This is a genomic window from Variovorax trehalosi, from assembly GCF_051216415.1.
GTDB lineage: Bacteria > Pseudomonadota > Gammaproteobacteria > Burkholderiales > Burkholderiaceae_C > Variovorax.
The window spans coordinates 66,322-81,505 of sequence record NZ_JBPJZG010000002.1 but is presented as its reverse complement, the minus strand read 5'-3'; the positions used below and the strand labels follow the sequence as shown (position 1 = coordinate 81,505).

Annotated in this window: 18 protein-coding genes; 4 read left to right on the top strand and 14 right to left on the bottom strand. The window is 67.4% G+C overall.

Going from position 1 to position 15,184, the window contains the following annotated elements:
• Positions 1–2: 2 nt before the first annotated feature.
• From ACSFA7_RS08315 to ACSFA7_RS08285, 7 genes are all read right to left on the bottom strand, one after another.
• A complete protein-coding gene (locus ACSFA7_RS08315; RefSeq protein ID WP_435498968.1) occupies positions 3–677 on the bottom strand; it encodes a cysteine hydrolase family protein in 675 nt (224 codons plus the stop codon).
• Entirely contained in the window at positions 674–1,609 is a 936-nt protein-coding gene (locus tag ACSFA7_RS08310; protein WP_435498967.1) for an ABC transporter permease, read from the bottom strand. Before ACSFA7_RS08310 ends, ACSFA7_RS08315 begins: the two co-directional genes overlap by 4 nt.
• Positions 1,606–2,760 (bottom strand): ABC transporter permease, encoded by a 1,155-nt coding sequence (locus ACSFA7_RS08305; RefSeq protein ID WP_435498966.1) that lies wholly within the window; start codon positions 2,758–2,760, stop codon positions 1,606–1,608. Before ACSFA7_RS08305 ends, ACSFA7_RS08310 begins: the two co-directional genes overlap by 4 nt.
• A complete protein-coding gene (locus tag ACSFA7_RS08300; RefSeq protein ID WP_435498965.1) occupies positions 2,753–4,285 on the bottom strand; it encodes an ABC transporter ATP-binding protein in 1,533 nt (510 codons plus the stop codon). Before ACSFA7_RS08300 ends, ACSFA7_RS08305 begins: the two co-directional genes overlap by 8 nt.
• 15 nt (positions 4,286–4,300) lie before the next feature.
• Positions 4,301–5,404 carry a BMP family ABC transporter substrate-binding protein gene (locus ACSFA7_RS08295; protein WP_435498964.1) on the bottom strand — a complete coding sequence of 368 codons (1,104 nt, stop codon included), beginning with the start codon at positions 5,402–5,404 and terminating at the stop codon, positions 4,301–4,303.
• 62 nt (positions 5,405–5,466) lie between these two features.
• On the bottom strand, positions 5,467–5,853 hold the full coding sequence (locus ACSFA7_RS08290; protein ID WP_435498963.1) for a VOC family protein: 387 nt from the start codon (positions 5,851–5,853) through the stop codon (positions 5,467–5,469).
• Between the two features lie 13 nt (positions 5,854–5,866).
• Positions 5,867–6,868: an isopenicillin N synthase family dioxygenase gene (locus ACSFA7_RS08285; protein WP_435498962.1), complete on the bottom strand. Its 1,002-nt coding sequence runs from the start codon at positions 6,866–6,868 to the stop codon at positions 5,867–5,869.
• A gap of 202 nt (positions 6,869–7,070) precedes the next feature.
• Here ACSFA7_RS08285 and rutR point away from each other — a divergent pair, with 202 nt between their 5' ends.
• Complete coding sequence (rutR, locus tag ACSFA7_RS08280) at positions 7,071–7,778, top strand: HTH-type transcriptional regulator RutR (RefSeq protein ID WP_435498961.1); 708 nt, start codon at positions 7,071–7,073, stop codon at positions 7,776–7,778.
• Position 7,779: 1 nt separating this feature from the next.
• On the opposite strand, the gene rutF is transcribed toward rutR, so the two are convergent.
• The 6 genes from rutF to rutA are packed head-to-tail and all read right to left on the bottom strand — an operon-like array spanning position 7,780 to position 12,069.
• Positions 7,780–8,316, bottom strand: a complete 537-nt coding sequence (gene rutF, locus ACSFA7_RS08275) for an NADH-dependent FMN reductase RutF (protein ID WP_206175888.1) — start codon at positions 8,314–8,316, stop codon at positions 7,780–7,782.
• A 17-nt stretch (positions 8,317–8,333) separates the two neighbouring features.
• The gene (locus ACSFA7_RS08270; RefSeq protein WP_435498960.1) at positions 8,334–8,930 is read right to left on the bottom strand and encodes a malonic semialdehyde reductase; all 597 of its coding nucleotides are present in this window, start codon (positions 8,928–8,930) and stop codon (positions 8,334–8,336) included.
• Positions 8,927–9,733 carry a pyrimidine utilization protein D gene (rutD, locus tag ACSFA7_RS08265; protein ID WP_435498959.1) on the bottom strand — a complete coding sequence of 269 codons (807 nt, stop codon included), beginning with the start codon at positions 9,731–9,733 and terminating at the stop codon, positions 8,927–8,929. Before rutD ends, ACSFA7_RS08270 begins: the two co-directional genes overlap by 4 nt.
• Positions 9,734–9,738: 5 nt before the next feature.
• Positions 9,739–10,131, bottom strand: coding sequence for a pyrimidine utilization protein C (rutC, locus tag ACSFA7_RS08260; protein ID WP_435498958.1), 393 nt, complete (start codon positions 10,129–10,131; stop codon positions 9,739–9,741).
• 23 nt (positions 10,132–10,154) lie between these two features.
• Entirely contained in the window at positions 10,155–10,943 is a 789-nt protein-coding gene (gene rutB, locus ACSFA7_RS08255) for a pyrimidine utilization protein B (RefSeq protein WP_435498957.1), read from the bottom strand.
• Positions 10,944–10,956: 13 nt separating this feature from the next.
• A complete protein-coding gene (gene rutA / locus ACSFA7_RS08250; protein ID WP_435498956.1) occupies positions 10,957–12,069 on the bottom strand; it encodes a pyrimidine utilization protein A in 1,113 nt (370 codons plus the stop codon).
• Positions 12,070–12,285: 216 nt separating this feature from the next.
• On the opposite strand from rutA, the gene ACSFA7_RS08245 reads away from it, so the two are divergent.
• Genes ACSFA7_RS08245 through ACSFA7_RS08235 form a run of 3 tightly spaced genes read left to right on the top strand, consistent with a single transcriptional unit; the run spans position 12,286 to position 14,370 of the window.
• Positions 12,286–12,738 carry a YybH family protein gene (locus tag ACSFA7_RS08245; protein ID WP_176661890.1) on the top strand — a complete coding sequence of 151 codons (453 nt, stop codon included), beginning with the start codon at positions 12,286–12,288 and terminating at the stop codon, positions 12,736–12,738.
• Between the two features lie 41 nt (positions 12,739–12,779).
• Positions 12,780–13,802, top strand: a complete 1,023-nt coding sequence (locus ACSFA7_RS08240; protein ID WP_435499552.1) for a YheT family hydrolase — start codon at positions 12,780–12,782, stop codon at positions 13,800–13,802.
• Positions 13,803–13,806: 4 nt separating this feature from the next.
• Complete coding sequence (locus ACSFA7_RS08235; RefSeq protein ID WP_435498955.1) at positions 13,807–14,370, top strand: DUF2946 family protein; 564 nt, start codon at positions 13,807–13,809, stop codon at positions 14,368–14,370.
• Between the two features lie 68 nt (positions 14,371–14,438).
• On the opposite strand, the gene ACSFA7_RS08230 is transcribed toward ACSFA7_RS08235, so the two are convergent.
• On the bottom strand, positions 14,439–15,080 hold the full coding sequence (locus ACSFA7_RS08230; protein ID WP_435498954.1) for a c-type cytochrome: 642 nt from the start codon (positions 15,078–15,080) through the stop codon (positions 14,439–14,441).
• Between the last annotated feature and the right edge of the window lie 104 nt (positions 15,081–15,184).

Below are 15,184 nucleotides of genomic sequence, written 5' to 3'. Positions count from 1 at the left end.
CATCACCCGCGCCACTGGCGCAGCATCTCCGCCGAATCGACCACCAGCCCCAGGTGCAGCGACACCATGGCGAGCGCGGCACTTTCCAGGTGCGGGTCGGTGCCGCGCACCAGGTCGCGCAGCACGATCACGCGGTAGTTGTGGTTGTTGGCATCGAACGCGGTGTTGAGCACGCAGCAATCGGTGAAGCCGCCGTCGAGCACCACCGTCTGGATGCGCTGGTTGCGCAGCAGGAAGTCGAGGTCGGTCGGGTAGAAGGCCGACAGCCGGCGCTTGTTTTCCACGCGCATGTCGCCGGGCTCGACGCGCGTGACCCACTCGGTCCAGCGCGAGCCTTCGAGGGCATGCGCGTCGGCGTTGGGAATCGCGCCCACATGCAGCGGAAAGGTGCGGCGCCAGGCGGCCGGGATGCCGTGGATGTCGTCCACGCCATCGGGCCGCAGCACCGACTTGATGTGCACGATGCGCACGCCCAGCGCGCGTGCCTCGTCATGGAAGCCGTCGATCGGCGCCACCACGTCCCGCGCACGCGGCGCGGGGCAGGGGCAGTCGGTGCTGTCGTCCAGGTGGCCACGGTGCATGTCGATCGAGAGCACCGCGGTGGTGGCCGGATCGAGGTAGTCGGCGAACTGCGCCGCGTCGAGCTCGCGCTCCTCGTTGTAGACCCAGGCCTTCATCGCCGTTCCTCTCTCACATAGGGCTGCCCCAGCGCACCCGGCTCGTCGTCGCCGCTGCGCTTCTTGCCGAGCGCGACCCAGATCATCACGCCGAGCGTGACGGCATACGGCGTCATCATCACGAAGTACTGCGGCAGTTGCACGCCGGCTGCCGCCAGCTGCGGAATCAGCGCCTCGATGCAGCCGAACAGCAGCGCGCCCACCAGTGCTTTCCACGGCGACCAGCGCGCGAAGATCACCAGGCCCACTGCGATCCAGCCACGCCCGCCGGTCATGCCCGCGATCCACAGCTTGGTGCTGACCACCGAGATGTAGGCGCCCGCCAGACCCACCAGCGCGGAGCCCGCGAGCACGGCGGCGAAACGCCACGCCGTGACGCGGATGCCGGCGGCGTCGGCCGCCTGCGGGTTCTCGCCCACCGCGCGCAGGCGCAGGCCGGTGGAGGTGCGCGCGAAGAACCAGGCGACGGCACCGAAGATCGGCAGCGTGAGCCACACCATCGCGTTCTGCTCGAACAGCCTGCCCACACCCGGCAGCAGCGACAGCGGCCACAGCGCCATGGTGCCGATGCCTTCGGTGGCGTGGTTGGTCCAGTCGGCCATCGAGCCGACCAGCGCGGTGAGTCCCTGGCAGAAGAACACCAGCGCCAGCCCGGCGATCACCTGGTTCACGCGCAGCCAGATCACCATCACGGCGAACAACACCGAGACGAGGCTGGCCGCGAGCATCGCCAGCACCAGCGACACCGCTGGCTGGCCAAGCGCCAGTTGCGCGCCGATGCCGGCCAGCGCGCCGACCAGCATCAGCCCTTCGGCGCCGAGCGAGAGCACGCCCGCCCGCTCACAGATGATGAGCCCGAGTGCCGCGAGGGCATAGGGCACCGCGAAGTCGGGGGTGCTGGCAAGCCAGTTGAGAACCACGCCGCCACTCATGCCACCGCCTCCCCGCCCACGCGGCGCAGCCGGTGGCGGATGAAGAAATCGCTCGATGCCACGCAGACCACGATCACCGCCTGGATCAGCTGCACCATCGAGAACGGCACCTGGTAGAACACCTGCAGGCTGCGGCCGGTGACGAACAGCGCCGCCACCAGCAGGGCCACCACGGTGGCGGCCAGCGGGTTGTTGCGTGCGAGGAACGCGATGAGGATGCCCGAGAAGCCATAGCCCTGGTAGAAGGCCTGCGTGAGCCGCCCCTCCTGCCCCGCGACCACCGCAAAACCGGCGAGCCCCGCCATCGCGCCGGACAGCAGCACGGCGCCATAGATGGTGCGGCGCACCGGCACGCCAGCCGCATGCGCCACGCGCGGGTTCGCATCGACAAAACGCAGATAGAGCCCGGCGCGGCTCACCCCCACCAGCCACCACGCCAGCAGCGCGACGATGCCCGCGAGCAGGATCGCGCTGCCTACGCCCGCGCCCAGCTCGGGCAGCCGCTCGAAGGCGCGGAACTGCGGCGAGTAGGGGAAGTTGTCCTTCGGGTCCTTCCAGCTGCCGTACACCAGGTGCAGCAGGAAGTTGGCCGCCATGTAGTTGAGCATCAGCGTCGAGATGATCTCGTTCACGCCCAGCTTCAGCTTGAGCCATGCGGGGCCGAGCACCCACAGCAGCCCGCAGCCGATGGCCGCGACGAACATCAGCGGCAGGCGCAGGTTGTCGGGGCCGATCTGCCACATCGAGATGACGGTCGCGCCGATGGCGCCCCAGATCATCTGGCCCTCGAGTCCGAGGTTCCAGAAGCGCGCTCGGAAAGCCATGGAGCCCGCGAGTCCGACCAGGATCATCGGCGCGGCCTGGAACAGCACGGCGCGGAAATTCTGTCCGTCGAAGAAGGTCTGCATCACGAACTCGTTGGCGAGTTCGTCGGCGGGCACGCCCGCGGCCACGAGGATGGCGGCCGAGATCGCAAGGCCGACCAGCAGCGCGATCCCGAGGATCAGCGCCTGCCAGCGCCAGGCCATGTGCTGGCGGATCTCGAGCGTGTAACGGCGACTGGCGAGGGGCTGGTGCGTGCGCACGGGTTCGGGCGTTTTCATGTCGGTGAGAGCGGGATGCGCCATGGCGGCGAGCGATGCGTCAGCCATGGTCCACCATCGCCTGTCCGATGGCCTGCCGGTCGGCCGGTTGCGCGAACTCGCCGGCAATGCGTCCACGCGTCATCACGCCCACGCGGTCGGCCAGTTGCAGCACCTCGTCGAGGTCTTCGCTGATCAGCAGCACCGCGGCGCCGCCGTCTCGCGCGGCGCGCAGGCGCGCATGCACCTCGGCGCTGGCGCGCACGTCGAGCCCGCGGCTCGGGCTGTGGGCGAGCACCAGCGTGGGCGACTTGCCGAATTCGCGCGCCAGCACGAGCTTCTGTGCGTTGCCGCCGGAGAGCAGCGCGGCCTTCTGCGCGACCGAGCGCACGCCCTGCACGTCGAAGGCGCGTACTGCTTCCTGCGTGTCGCTCTGGATGCGGTTGCGGCGCAGGTGCCAGATGGGCCCGTAGCGCCCGCTGTGCACGCGGCCGATGGCGTAGTTCTCGGCGACCGAAAGGCTGCCCGCGAGTGCGAGCCCGTAGCGATCGGCCGGAATTGCGGCGATGCCGACGTTGCGGCGTGCGGGCGCGGACATGGTCTTCAGATCGCCATGGCCGTCGAGATGCATCTCGCCTTCGAGGCCGCCGCTGACGTCGGGCAGGCCCATGATGGCGCCGGCCAGTTCGCTCTGACCGTTGCCGCCTACCCCGGCAAGGCCATAGATTTCGCCGGCGTGCAGTTCGAGGTCCACGCCGTCGAGCACGCGCAGGCCCTGCGGCGATGCCGACGAGCGCAGCCCGCGCACCGACAGCCGCACTGCACCGCGCGGCGCCTTGGCCGGTTGTGACGAAGGCGCGGCAATGGATTCACCCACCGTGAGCTTCACGAGTTCACTCACTGATGTTGCACTGGGCTCCAGCGTCGCCACCGTGCGACCGCCGCGCATCACCGTCACGCGGTCGGCGTAGGTTTTCACGTCCGCCATCTTGTGCGTGACCAGCACCACGGCAGAACCGCTCCGCGCAAGCCCTTGTACTGTCTGCAGCAGGCGTGCGGCTTCCTGGTCGGTCAGCACCGCAGTCGGTTCATCGAGGATCAGGATGCGGGCCCCCGCGAGCAGCACCTTGAGAATTTCGACGCGCTGCTGCTCCGCAATCGAAAGCGCGTCGATGCGTTTCGAAGGATCGATGTCGAAGCCCAGCTCCGATGCCTTGTTGCGGATGTCGCGCGAGATCTCGCGCAGCCGTTCCCCATGGCTCTGGAACTCGGCCGGCGGCGGCGCGGTGAGCAGGATGTTCTGCGCCACTGTGAACGGCCGCACCAGCTTGAAATGCTGGTGGACCATGCCGATGCGGTGCTTCGCCGCATCGCGCGGACCGGCAAGGCGCACCACGTTGTCGTCGACCAGCAGTTGCCCGGCTTCGGGCGCATAGAGCCCGGCCGCGATGTTCATCAGCGAAGACTTGCCCGCGCCGTTCTCGCCGAGCAGCGCATGCACCTCGCCCCAGCGGGCGGCGAAGTGCGCGTCGGTGAGGGCCGCGAAGCCGTCGAAGGTCTTGCGGATGCCGGTGAGTTCCAGCGCGTTGGGCATGCCGGTCTTTCTCGTTTACTTCTGCGTCACCACGCCCTTGACGAACCAGTCCATCTTCCAGAGGTCGGCATCGGACAGCACCGCGCCCTTGGCCACACGCTCCTTGCCGTCGCGGTCGGCGAGCGGGCCGGCGTAGATCTGCTTGCCCTTCATGATGGCTTCGCGTTCCGCGGTGATCGCCGCGGCCTTCTCCTTGGGCACCGCGGGGCCGAAGCCCGCGATGTCGGTGCCGCCGTCCTTCATCTCGATGAAGGCGCCGTAGGGCGCGGGCTTCCAGCCGCCCGCCATCACCTTCTTGAGCTCAGGCACGAGGAAGCGGTCCCACACCCACACCGACGAACACAGCGTGGCCTTGGGCGCGAACTGGCGCAGGTCGCGGTGGTGGCCGGTGCCGTACACGCCACGCTCCTGCGCCACGATCTGCGGCGTGGGGCTGTCGACGTGCTGGCCGATCACGTCGGCGCCCTGGTCGATCAGCGCGGCGGCGGCGGCGCGTTCCTTGATGGGGTCGTTCCACGCGCCGGTGTAGATCACGTTGACGGTGGCGTTGGGGTTCATCTTCTGCGCGCCGAGCGCGAAGGCGTTGATGGTCCAGTTCACCACGCCGAAGGGGTTGGCCGCGACGAAGCCGAGCTTGCCGGTCTTCGACGCCGCGCCGGCGGCCATGCCGCACAGGTACTGGCTCTCGTAGGTGCGGCCGTAGAACGATTCGAGGTTGGTGCCGTTGGTGGTGCCCGAGCCGTTGAGGAAGGCCACGTCGGGGTATTTGGCGGCCAGGTCCTTGAAGCTGTCGGAGTAGCCGAAGGCCGTGCCGATCACGATGTTGGCACCGCGCTGGATGAACTTCTCGGCCGCGGGCTTGATGGCCGAGGCGTCCTCGGGCACGTTCTCGACGAACTGGATCTTCTGGCCGATCTCCTTCTCGATCTTCACGCGGGCTTCGTCGAAGGCCTGCGTCCAGCCGCCGTCGTTCTTCGGGCCGAAGTAGAGCATCGCGATCTTCGGCTTGTCCTTGAGCGTGAAGCCGTCGGCCGCCACCGCGGGCAGCGTGAACAACGCGCCGCCGGCTGCGAGCGTCAATGCAAGGCCGAGAAAGCCGGTGGTGGGTGTGCGCAGCATGGAGCAACCTTTCATGGGAAGCAGGAAGTGGGACGGAAGAAAAGGGAGAGAGGTCGCGCGCGTCACATCATGAAGTTGATGCGGAACACGTTGCCCTCGGGGTCCAGCAGCACGGACTGGTACCAGTTGTAGTAGGTGACGTAGGGTGGCTTCACCAGCGTGGCGCCGGCCTCGAGCGCGACGGGCACCATGCGGTCGACGTCGGCCTGGCTGTCGACGTCGATGTTCAGCAGGAACTTCACGCCGCGCGTGTCGGAGAACTCGGACAGGTGCAGCAGCTCGTAGGCATCGAGCGCGTTGAAGCCCAGGCTCGACTTGCCGGTGTCCAGGCCGCGAAAGATCGGCGAGCGGATCGCCTCGATCTCGGGGAAGCCGAACACGCGCTGGTAGAAGCCGCTGAGCGCGACCACGTCCCTGGCGAACACGTTGACGTAGGAGAGATGGGCCATGCCGTGTTCCAGTTCAGGCCGTCGCCTTGGTGCCTCCGAAGGTCGTCTGCTTCACGAACTTCGAGGTGAGGTGGTCGCCCGATGAAATGGGCGCGTACTTCGGCGCCTCGCCCGGCGCGAGGCAACTGGGCAGGCACTCGACCATCGCGTCGTAGTTGGGCTGGTGAAAGAACACCAGCGACTGGCGACGGTTGGTGCTCGCCACCTCGAAGGGCGGATTGACCACCCGGTGCAGCGTGGACACCCACTGGTCGTTGGTCCACTGCATCATGAGATCGGCGATGTTGACGACCATGCCGCCCTCGACCTGCGGCACGTCGACCCACTGGCCGGCCTTGTTGAACACCTGCAGGCCCTTGTCGTCGGGCAGCACGATCGTGAGGCTGCCGTAGTCGCTGTGTGCGCCCGCGCGCAGCTGGCCCGGCAGCGGCGCTTCGCGCTGCGGCGGATAGCTGAGCACGCGGAACATGCTGATGTGCTTGTCGATCTTGTCGTCGAAGAATGTCTCGGGCAGTTCGAGGCCGAGCGCAAAGATGCGCATCAGCGAACGCGAGAGATCGCTCATGGCCTCGAAGTAGCCTTCGTACGCATCGCGGAAGCCTTCGATGGGCGGCCAGCTGTTGGGCTCGAAATGCGGGCCAGCGGCGGGGCCGTGGTGGTAGTCGTCGTCGGGCACGTTCGACGGGCCGATGGAGAACGACTCCTTCAGGTCGCCGGGCGCCGCTTCTTCGAGGCTGTACGAGAGGCCCTCTTCGCCGACCGCGCTGTAGCCGCGCACCGCGTCCTCGCGCGGACGGTCGACCTTGCGTTTTTCCGCCAGCGGCATGTTGAAGAATTCGCGCGAGAGCGACGAGACGCGCGACACCAGCTCGGCCGGTATGCCGTGGTTGGTGATGACCAGGAAGCCGATGCTGCGGCAGGCCTCGTCGACTTTCCTGGCGACATCTGCCTTGCCCTCGGCGGTGCCGGCGAAGTAGGGCGCGAGATCGATGATGGGTACGGACAGCAGGGTCATGGGCGGGTCCTCATGCTTGGCATGCCTTTCGCCATGCAACGTCTGTGCCAGTTGGACCAAATGGACAAATCGCATTTGTCGCGTCAGCATGGTGCGCGCCGCGAGGGCCTGAGGGCCGCCGTGGCGCAACGCGATGCACCGCGGCCTTACAGTGGTGCGCCGTTCAGAGAACCTGCAATCCGTACATGAAGAGCGAGGGAAGATGCCGAAGACCAAGGCGCTGGCAGCAGCCAGCAGCACCGACAAGAGCCCGGCGCGCAAGCGCGCGAAACCCGCGGTGCGCAGCGCCTCCGCCGTGAGCCGGCGCCTGCGCCAGATCGAGGACAAGCGCAGCGCGATCCTCGGTGCCGCGCTGGGGCTGTTCTCGCGTTTCGGGTTGCATGGCACGTCGATCGACCAGGTGGCGGCGCGCGCCGATGTGTCCAAGAGCAACCTGCTCTATTACTTCGCGAACAAGGAAGAGCTGTACGTCAACGTGCTGCGCGACCTGCTCGCGCTGTGGCTCGAACCGCTGCGCGGCTTCAGTGCCGAGCAGGACCCCAGCGAAGCCATTGGCGACTACATCCGCCGCAAGCTCGTGATCTCGCGCGACCGGCCTGATGCGTCGCGCCTGTTCTGTCTTGAAATGATCCAGGGCGCGCCGCTGCTGCGCGATGAACTCGACCGCGAACTGCGCACGCTGGTGGAGCGCAAGTCGGAGGTGATTCGCGCCTGGGTGGAGGCCGGCAAGCTTGCGCCGGTCGATCCGCATCACCTGATCTTCGCGCTGTGGGCGATCACGCAGCACTACGCCGATTTCGGTGTGCAGGTGCATGCGCTGTCGGGGCGCACGCTGGACGATGCGGCGTTCTTCGAGCAGACGGTGGAGAACGTGCAGCGCATCGTTCTCCAGGGCATCACCGTGCGTTGATTCAGTGCGGCGGCGCGGCGATCTCGTGATAGCGCCGGTCGAAGTAGATGAGGCTCTGCGCCGCACCGCCAATCGCAATGGCCACCGCTTCGCAGAACAGCACATCGTGCGTGCCCGCGCTGGTGGCGCTCACCACGCGACAGTCGAACGACGCTGCCGCATCGTCGAGCACCGGCGAGCCGGTGGCCTTGCGGCTCCAGCGGCCGGCGGCGAAGCGTTCGTCCATCGGCGTCTTGCCGCCGAACAGGCCCGACAGCGTCTGGTGGCCCGCGGCCAGCACGTTCACGCACAGCACGCCATTGGCGGTGAACGCAGGGTACACCGAGGCCGAGCGGTTCAGGCACACGAGCAGCATCGGCGGCTCGTCGGTCACGCTGCACACGGCCGAAGCGGTGAAGCCGGCGCGGCCTGCAGGACCGTCGGTCGTGATGATGTTCACCGCAGCGCCCAGGCGCGCCATCGCGTTGCGGTAGTCGGCCTTGGGCAGCGCCGGCAGCAGGCCGCTCGGCGGGACGGGGGATGCAATGGCGTTCAGCATGGAAGGCTCCTGAAGATTCAGGCCAGCGTGCAGGCTTCGTCGAAAGGCAGGCGCGGCAGGCGGCCGAACACCTTCGACGCGTCGCCGTGGCCCAGATTGATGAGGAAGTTGGTGGTCCAGTCGGTGCCTTCGAAGAACGCGGCATCGACCTTCGGCTTGTCGAAGCCCGACATCGGGCCGGCGTCCAGCCCCACGGCGCGCGCGGCGAGCAGCAGGTAGCCCGCCTGCAGGCTGGCATTGCGGAAGGCGGTTTCGTGCGCGGCCTCGGGGCTGCCGGTGAACCAGCTGCGCGCATCGGCATGCGGGAACAGCGTGGGCAGCTTGTCGTAGAACTTGCGGTCCCATGCGGCGATGACCGTGACCGGCGCGCTCATGGTCTTGTCGAGGTTGCCTTTGGAAAGCGCGGGCGCCAGGCGCTGCTTGCCTTCGGGCGTTCGCACGAAAACGAAGCGCGCGGGCGAGCAGTTGGCCGAGGTCGGCCCCAGGCTGGCGAGCGTGTAGATGCGCTGCAGCTGGGCATCGGGCACAGGCTCGCCGGTCCAGCCATTGTGGCTGCGCGCGCTGGTGAAGAGAAGCGCCAATGCGGCGTCTTCGAGGATCTGTGTGGAGGTCATGCGGGAACGGCGGGTGTGCTGACCCGCGCAAGAAAGTCGAGCAGGCGGCGGTTGAAGGCGGGCGCTTCGGTCACGCTGTGCGCGTGGCCGCCGTGCGATACGAAGTCGAGCGTCACATCGTGCAGGCCATCGGCCAACCGCTGCGAGCAGGTCCAGGGGACGAGCACGTCGTCCTTGGCGGCTGCAATGAGCGTGGGCACGGTGATGTCGGCGAGGCGCGCATCGATGTCGAAGGCGCGCAGCGCGGCGATGCGCGCGCGCATGTTGGCTTCGCCGGGGAAATGCGCGAAGGCGTGATCGACTTCGTCGGCCACGCGCTGCGCATGCTCGGCGCACCAGGCGGCGGGATACAGGAAGATCGGCTGCGCTTCCACATACGCACGCGGACCGAGCGCGCCGAGCAGCGAGAGCCGCGCATCGAAGCAGCGCGCCGAATGCGGGTTCGGCTTCGACCATGCGTTGACGAGCACCAGGCTCGCCACGCAGTCGGGCGCATCGAGCGCGAGCTGCAGGCCGATCAGCCCACCGAGCGCATGGCCCACGAAATGGCACCTTGCGGTGTCGGTGGCATCGAGGATCTCGCTCACGTCGAGCGCCATGTCGGCGATGGCGTGGTCGCCCGGCAAGGTGTCGGGGCTCCGTCCCGTGCCGCGCTGGTCGTAGACGATGACGCGATGGCCGGCCTCGACTAGCGCACCGAGCTGCGGCTGCCAGAAGCCGGCGGAACCGCCGAGACCCGACGACAGCAGCACGGTGGCGGCCGCGTCCGACGGTCCGTGCACTTCGTGGTGCAGCGAGGTCATGCGATTCAGGCCTTCTTGCCGACGTGCGCGATCGATGCAATTTCGATCAATGCATCGGGCTTCACCAGGCCGCACTGGATGCAATAGCGCGCGGGCTTGGTGCCGGGAAAGAACTCGGCATACACCGCGTTGATCTTTACGTAGTCGGCCCAGTCCTTGAGCATGATCTGGTTGAAGGTCACGTCGTCCATGGTGCCGCCCGCGGCCTCGACCACGCCCTGGATGGTGGTGAGCACGTGGCGCGCCTGCGCGCTCGCATCGCCAACGTGGACCACGTTGTTGTCCTTGTCGAAGGGCAGCGTGCCCGACACATAGAGAACGCCGTCGGCGAGCGTGCCCGGGACGTAGGGGGCGAGCGGCACGCCGGTGCCGGGCGGGATGATGGCTTGCTTGGGCATTCGGGGACTCCTTGAAAAATGAATCAGGCGATGGCCGCTTCGGCCGTTGCGGGTTGAAGGGCGGTAAGCGGCGCGAAGGTGCTGCAGAACTGATCGACCGTGGAGACCCATCCGAAGAAGGTCTCGACGTTGTAGACCGAGGCCTTCTGGATGGCCGCGCCGCCCAGTTCGTGCGTCGCGTCTTCGAGCATCACGGCGAAATATTCGAGGTGAAAGGCATCGCGCAGCGTCGATTCGACGCACACGTTGGTGGCGATGCCGGTGAACACCAGGTGGCGAATGCCGCGTGCGCGCAGGGTGCTGTCGAGCGTGCTGTTGAAGAAGCCGCTGTAGCGCGTCTTGGGCACCACGATGTCGCCGGCCTGCGGCTTCATTTGGTCGATGAGTTCGTAGTCCCAGCCGCCCTTGGCGAGGAACTTGCCCTGCAGTTCGGGCCTCGCGCGCATGGTCTTGAGCGCGTTCGACTTGTGCCAGTTGGGCGAGCCGGGGCCGCCAGCTTCCACATAGGCGGCGTCCCAGCCGTTCTGTAGGAACACGACCAGCATGCCGGCCGCGCGTGCGGCCGCGATGGTGCGCGCGATGTTGGCGATGGTGCCCTGTGCGCCCGAGATGTCGAAACCGGCCGAGTCGACGTAGCCGCCGATGGATGCATAGGCGTTCTGCATGTCGACGACGATGAGTGCGGAGTCGGTGGCGTGCAGTGCGAGCGGCTCGGGCCTGGCAGGGAGCACCCGCGGCGCAGGTGCTCCGGGCAGGCGCGGCGCGCCGACGGGCGTGGTCGATGTAAGCGTGGTGTTCTTCGGCGTGGTCATGCGCATCTCCTCTTCAGGCCGCAAGGCGCTCGGGCTCGACCTGCGAAGGCACGGGGCTCTGCACATGCGCGCGGCTCTTCATCAGCGGCTGGATGCGCTCGCCGAAGGCCTCGACACCTTGCACGAAGTCGTCGAAGGTCAGCAGCACGCCTTCGGTGCCGGGCACTTCGGCCACTTCGTCGAGCAGGCGCGCGACGGTTTCGTAGGAGCCGACCAGCGTGCCCATGTTGATGTTCACGGCCGAAGTCGGGTCGGCCATCTGGCGCACGTTGGTGTCCGCGCCCGACTTGGTGTCGGCCGCGCCCTGCTGGCCCAGCCAAGCGATGGCCTCGTGGTCGGCGCCGGCCTTGTAGTGCTCCCACTTGGCGCGTGCGGCCTCGTCGGTTTCGTCGGCAATCACCATCATCAGCACGTAGGTGGTGACGTGGCGGCCGGTCTTGCGCGCGGCCTCGATGAGTTTTTCGGCGGCGGGCGCGAAGGCCTTGGGCGTGTTCACGCCCTTGCCGAAGCAGAAGTTGTAGTCGGCGTACTTCGCCGAGAACTCCATGCCCGCATCGCTCTGGCCCGCGCAGATCACCTTCATGTCGGCCTGCGGTTGCGGGCTCAGGCGGCAGTCGTCCATTTGGAAGTGCTCGCCCTTGAAGTCGGACTTGCCGGTGCCCCAGAGGTCACGCAGCACCTGGATGTATTCGGAGAGGTACTGGTAGCGCGTGCCGAAGAACTGGTCGCCGGGCCACATGCCCATCTGCGAATACTCGGGCCGCTGCCAGCCGGTGACGAGGTTCAGGCCGAAGCGGCCGCCGGAGATGGAGTCGATGGTCGAGGCCATGCGCGCGACGATGGCCGGCGGCATCACCAGCGAGGCGGCTGTGGCGAAGAGCTTGATCTTCGTCGTGACCGCCGCGAGCCCCGCCATGAGCGTGAAGGACTCGAGGTTGTGGTTCCAGAACTCGGTCTTGCCGCCGAAACCGCGCAGCTTGATCATCGACAGCGCGAAGTCGACACCGTAGTGCTCGGCCTTCAGCGTGATCTCCTTGTTGAGCGCGAAACTGGGCTTGTACTGCGGCGCGTTTTCGGAAAGCAGCCAGCCGTTGTTGCCGATGGGAATGAAGATGCCGACGTTCATGAAAGGCTCCTGTTGCAAGGTTGAAGAGCCCTATGCATGGCGCGTGCCAGTCAGATAAGTCGTTTCAAATCAACAGGTTACGGTTTTTCTACGCTTGGGTTTTGACCATATGGTCCAAAGTGGAGCAGGCGAACCGGAAAAATTGCGGCGACGCGGTGCAGACCGGACCAAAGCGGTGCAGCGTCGGCGTCATGAACGGCACGGCAAAATCACGCCATGCCCAAGACCCCACACCGTGCCGCCGCGGCCATCGGCGGCACCGCCGACGATGTCGAGGCGGCTTTCTACGAAGCGCTGCAGCGCGGCGACATCGACGCGCTGATGGCCTGCTGGGCCGACGAGGACGAGGTGTTCTGCGTCCATCCCGGCGGTCCGCGGCTGGTGGGCAGCATCGCGATCCGCGCGGCTTTCGAGCAGATGTTCGGCAACGGCGCGATCCACGCCATGCCGGCGCGGGTGCGCAAGATCGAGTCGCTCGCGAGCGCGGTGCACAACGTGCTGGAGCGCATCGAGGTGCTCACCGCCGAAGGCCCGCGCCATGCCTTCGTGCTGGCCACCAACGTTTATCACAAGACCGCGCAGGGCTGGCGCATGGTGGCGCACCATGCGAGCCCGGGCAGCGCGCGCGAGCCGGACGACGCGAACGATCCGCCCCAGACCCTGCATTGATGTCTTCCGCCGATTCTTCTTCTTCCCCTCTTCGATCGTCGATGGACTACGTGGCGCCGCGCTGGCTGCCCGGCGGCAACCTGCAGACCATCTGGGCCGCGCTCTATGCGCGCCGCTTCGACGGCACCGCGCCCGCGTACCGTCGCGAGCGCTGGAGCGCGCCCGACGGGGACTTCATCGATGTCGATTTCATCGATGCGCCACTGCCGGGACCGCGGCCGCTGCTGGTGTTGTTCCATGGGCTCGAAGGCTCGTCGCGCAGCCACTATGCGGAGGCCTTTGCCGCTTTCGCGGCCGAGCAGGGGATGGCCTTTGCCGTGCCGCATTTCCGCGGCTGCAGTGGTGAGCTGAATCTCGCGCCGCGGGCCTACCACTCGGGCGACTACGAAGAGATCGGCTGGATCCTGCGGCGCATGCACGAGCAGCACACGCTGCGTGGCGGCGGCCCGGTGCTCGCCGCGGGCGTCTCCCTCGGCGGCAACGCATTGCTGCGCTGGGCTTGCGAGGCGGGCGACACGGCGCGCGAATCGGTCAGCGCTGTGGCCTCGGTCTGCGCGCCGCTCGACCTCGCCGCGGGCGGCGAGGCGATCGGCCGGGGCTTCAACAGGCTGGTCTACACGCGCATGTTCCTCGCGACCATGAAGCCCAAGGCGATGGCCAAGCTGGCGCAATTCCCGGGCCTGTTCGACCGCGAGCGGCTGCTGGCCGCGCGCGACCTCTACACCTTCGACGACGTGTTCACCGCGCCGCTGCACGGCTTTCGCAACGCCGACGACTACTGGGCGCGGGGCTCGTCCAAGCCGCACCTGAGCCAGATCCGCGTGCCGACGCTGGTGGTGAACGCGCTCAACGATCCGTTCATTCCGGCCCGCAGTCTTCCGGGGCCGGACGAGGTCGGGCGGCATGTCACGCTGTGGCAGCCGGCGCACGGCGGGCATGTCGGCTTTCCGCTGGGACTGCCGCCGGGGCATGTGCGCGGGATGCCGGAGCGCGTCGGCAACTGGCTGCAGGTGCATGGCGGCGTTTTGGCTGACGCCTCCATGGTGCAACCAGCAGGAGAATGAACTCATGGACGACATCGTCAGACAAGCGCTCGCCAAATGGCCCAACGTGCCGCACTGCTACGGCTGGCTGGGGCTCGACGCGCGCGGCAACTGGTACATGCGCGACGACCGCACCCAGGCCGAAGGCCCGTTCCTGCAGGCCAAGGGCTCGATGCTGCGGCACGACAAGCTGATCGACTTCATCCATCGCAACTACGAGCACGACGACGAGGGGCAGTGGTTCTTCCAGAACGGGCCGCAGCGCGTGTATGTCGAACTGGAGGCTGCGCCGTTGGTCTGGCGCGTGGCCGACGAAGGCGCTGGCAGATTCACAGTCGCCGCCCATACCGGTCAGGCGGTCGACGTCTCGGCCTGCCTGCTCGACGAGGCCGGGCGGCTTTATCTGGTCGCGCCGGTCGGGCTCGGGCTGGTACACACGCAGGACGTGGGCATCGCGGCCGAAGCCATCGAGCAGGGGCTGTGGACGCCCGAGACGGTGCAGGCCGGCGAGCTGCCGCAACGCTTCGGCCACGTCATGAGCCCGGCGGAGCGCCATGCGGGCGCCGCTGTGGCGCTATCAAAACAATAGTTCAGGGCACCGATCGCGCACAAAAAAGCCGGCATCGAGCCGGCTTTTTCTTTTGAGCGAAGTAGAGATTACTTGGCAGGGGTGGCAGCCGTCGAAGCTGCGGCTGCAGGCGTCGATGCGGCGGGCGCCGCACCCGAAGCGCCTTCTGCGGGCGCTGCGGCGGCTGGACGCTCGGGCACAGGGAACTTGGCGCCGCCGGCGTTGGCCATGTAGACCACCGCGCGGCCGATTTCGAGGTCTTCGAAGTCGCCGCCGCCCTGGGGAGGCATGGCGCCCTTGCCCTTGAGCGCATGTTCCAGCAGCGTGGCGTAGCCCTGGCCGATACGGGGGCCCCAGGCTGCGGCGTCGTTCAGGTGAGGGGCGCCGGGGATGCCCGGTGCGCCGTGGCAGGCCACGCACTGGGCCTTGAACACCGCATCGCCGGCCGTGAGGGGGCGGTTGGCGTCGCGGATCTCGATGGCCCCGACCTTCTTGAGGCGGTCGGCCACTTCCTTGTCGCGCGACTCCTTCGACACGCCGTAAAGCGACATGCTGTCGCCCTCCGCAGTACCGGCGGGCTTGGTGCCCGAGACCACGTAGGCCACGAGACCCACGATGATCAGGATCGGTGCAATGAAGGAGAAAAATACCGCGAGCAGCAGTTGCTTCGGGTTCTTGATGGGGCCGGTATGGGCTTCTTCTGTGGCCTGGTAGTGCGGGTCTGCGCTCATGGCGTCCTCAATAACGGGGGCTCGTCGGGGGGCTTTTTCTAGATCAACCGACGATTATAGAGAGGCCCCTCGCCCCAGCGGGCGATTGGCCTCCCGATATCGGG

What these genes read in the sequence shown, in the direction of transcription:
- ACSFA7_RS08315 (WP_435498968.1), bottom strand. Translation starts at nt 677, where the DNA reads ATGAAGGCCTGGGTCTACAACGAGGAGCGCGAGCTCGACGCGGCGCAG.
- ACSFA7_RS08310 (WP_435498967.1), bottom strand. Translation starts at nt 1,609, where the DNA reads ATGAGTGGCGGCGTGGTTCTCAACTGGCTTGCCAGCACCCCCGACTTC.
- ACSFA7_RS08305 (WP_435498966.1), bottom strand. Translation starts at nt 2,760, where the DNA reads ATGGCTGACGCATCGCTCGCCGCCATGGCGCATCCCGCTCTCACCGAC.
- ACSFA7_RS08300 (WP_435498965.1), bottom strand. Translation starts at nt 4,285, where the DNA reads ATGCCCAACGCGCTGGAACTCACCGGCATCCGCAAGACCTTCGACGGC.
- ACSFA7_RS08295 (WP_435498964.1), bottom strand. Translation starts at nt 5,404, where the DNA reads ATGCTGCGCACACCCACCACCGGCTTTCTCGGCCTTGCATTGACGCTC.
- ACSFA7_RS08290 (WP_435498963.1), bottom strand. Translation starts at nt 5,853, where the DNA reads ATGGCCCATCTCTCCTACGTCAACGTGTTCGCCAGGGACGTGGTCGCG.
- ACSFA7_RS08285 (WP_435498962.1), bottom strand. Translation starts at nt 6,868, where the DNA reads ATGACCCTGCTGTCCGTACCCATCATCGATCTCGCGCCCTACTTCGCC.
- rutR (WP_435498961.1), top strand. Translation starts at nt 7,071, where the DNA reads ATGCCGAAGACCAAGGCGCTGGCAGCAGCCAGCAGCACCGACAAGAGC.
- rutF (WP_206175888.1), bottom strand. Translation starts at nt 8,316, where the DNA reads ATGCTGAACGCCATTGCATCCCCCGTCCCGCCGAGCGGCCTGCTGCCG.
- ACSFA7_RS08270 (WP_435498960.1), bottom strand. Translation starts at nt 8,930, where the DNA reads ATGACCTCCACACAGATCCTCGAAGACGCCGCATTGGCGCTTCTCTTC.
- rutD (WP_435498959.1), bottom strand. Translation starts at nt 9,733, where the DNA reads ATGACCTCGCTGCACCACGAAGTGCACGGACCGTCGGACGCGGCCGCC.
- rutC (WP_435498958.1), bottom strand. Translation starts at nt 10,131, where the DNA reads ATGCCCAAGCAAGCCATCATCCCGCCCGGCACCGGCGTGCCGCTCGCC.
- rutB (WP_435498957.1), bottom strand. Translation starts at nt 10,943, where the DNA reads ATGACCACGCCGAAGAACACCACGCTTACATCGACCACGCCCGTCGGC.
- rutA (WP_435498956.1), bottom strand. Translation starts at nt 12,069, where the DNA reads ATGAACGTCGGCATCTTCATTCCCATCGGCAACAACGGCTGGCTGCTT.
- ACSFA7_RS08245 (WP_176661890.1), top strand. Translation starts at nt 12,286, where the DNA reads ATGCCCAAGACCCCACACCGTGCCGCCGCGGCCATCGGCGGCACCGCC.
- ACSFA7_RS08240 (WP_435499552.1), top strand. Translation starts at nt 12,780, where the DNA reads ATGGACTACGTGGCGCCGCGCTGGCTGCCCGGCGGCAACCTGCAGACC.
- ACSFA7_RS08235 (WP_435498955.1), top strand. Translation starts at nt 13,807, where the DNA reads ATGGACGACATCGTCAGACAAGCGCTCGCCAAATGGCCCAACGTGCCG.
- ACSFA7_RS08230 (WP_435498954.1), bottom strand. Translation starts at nt 15,080, where the DNA reads ATGAGCGCAGACCCGCACTACCAGGCCACAGAAGAAGCCCATACCGGC.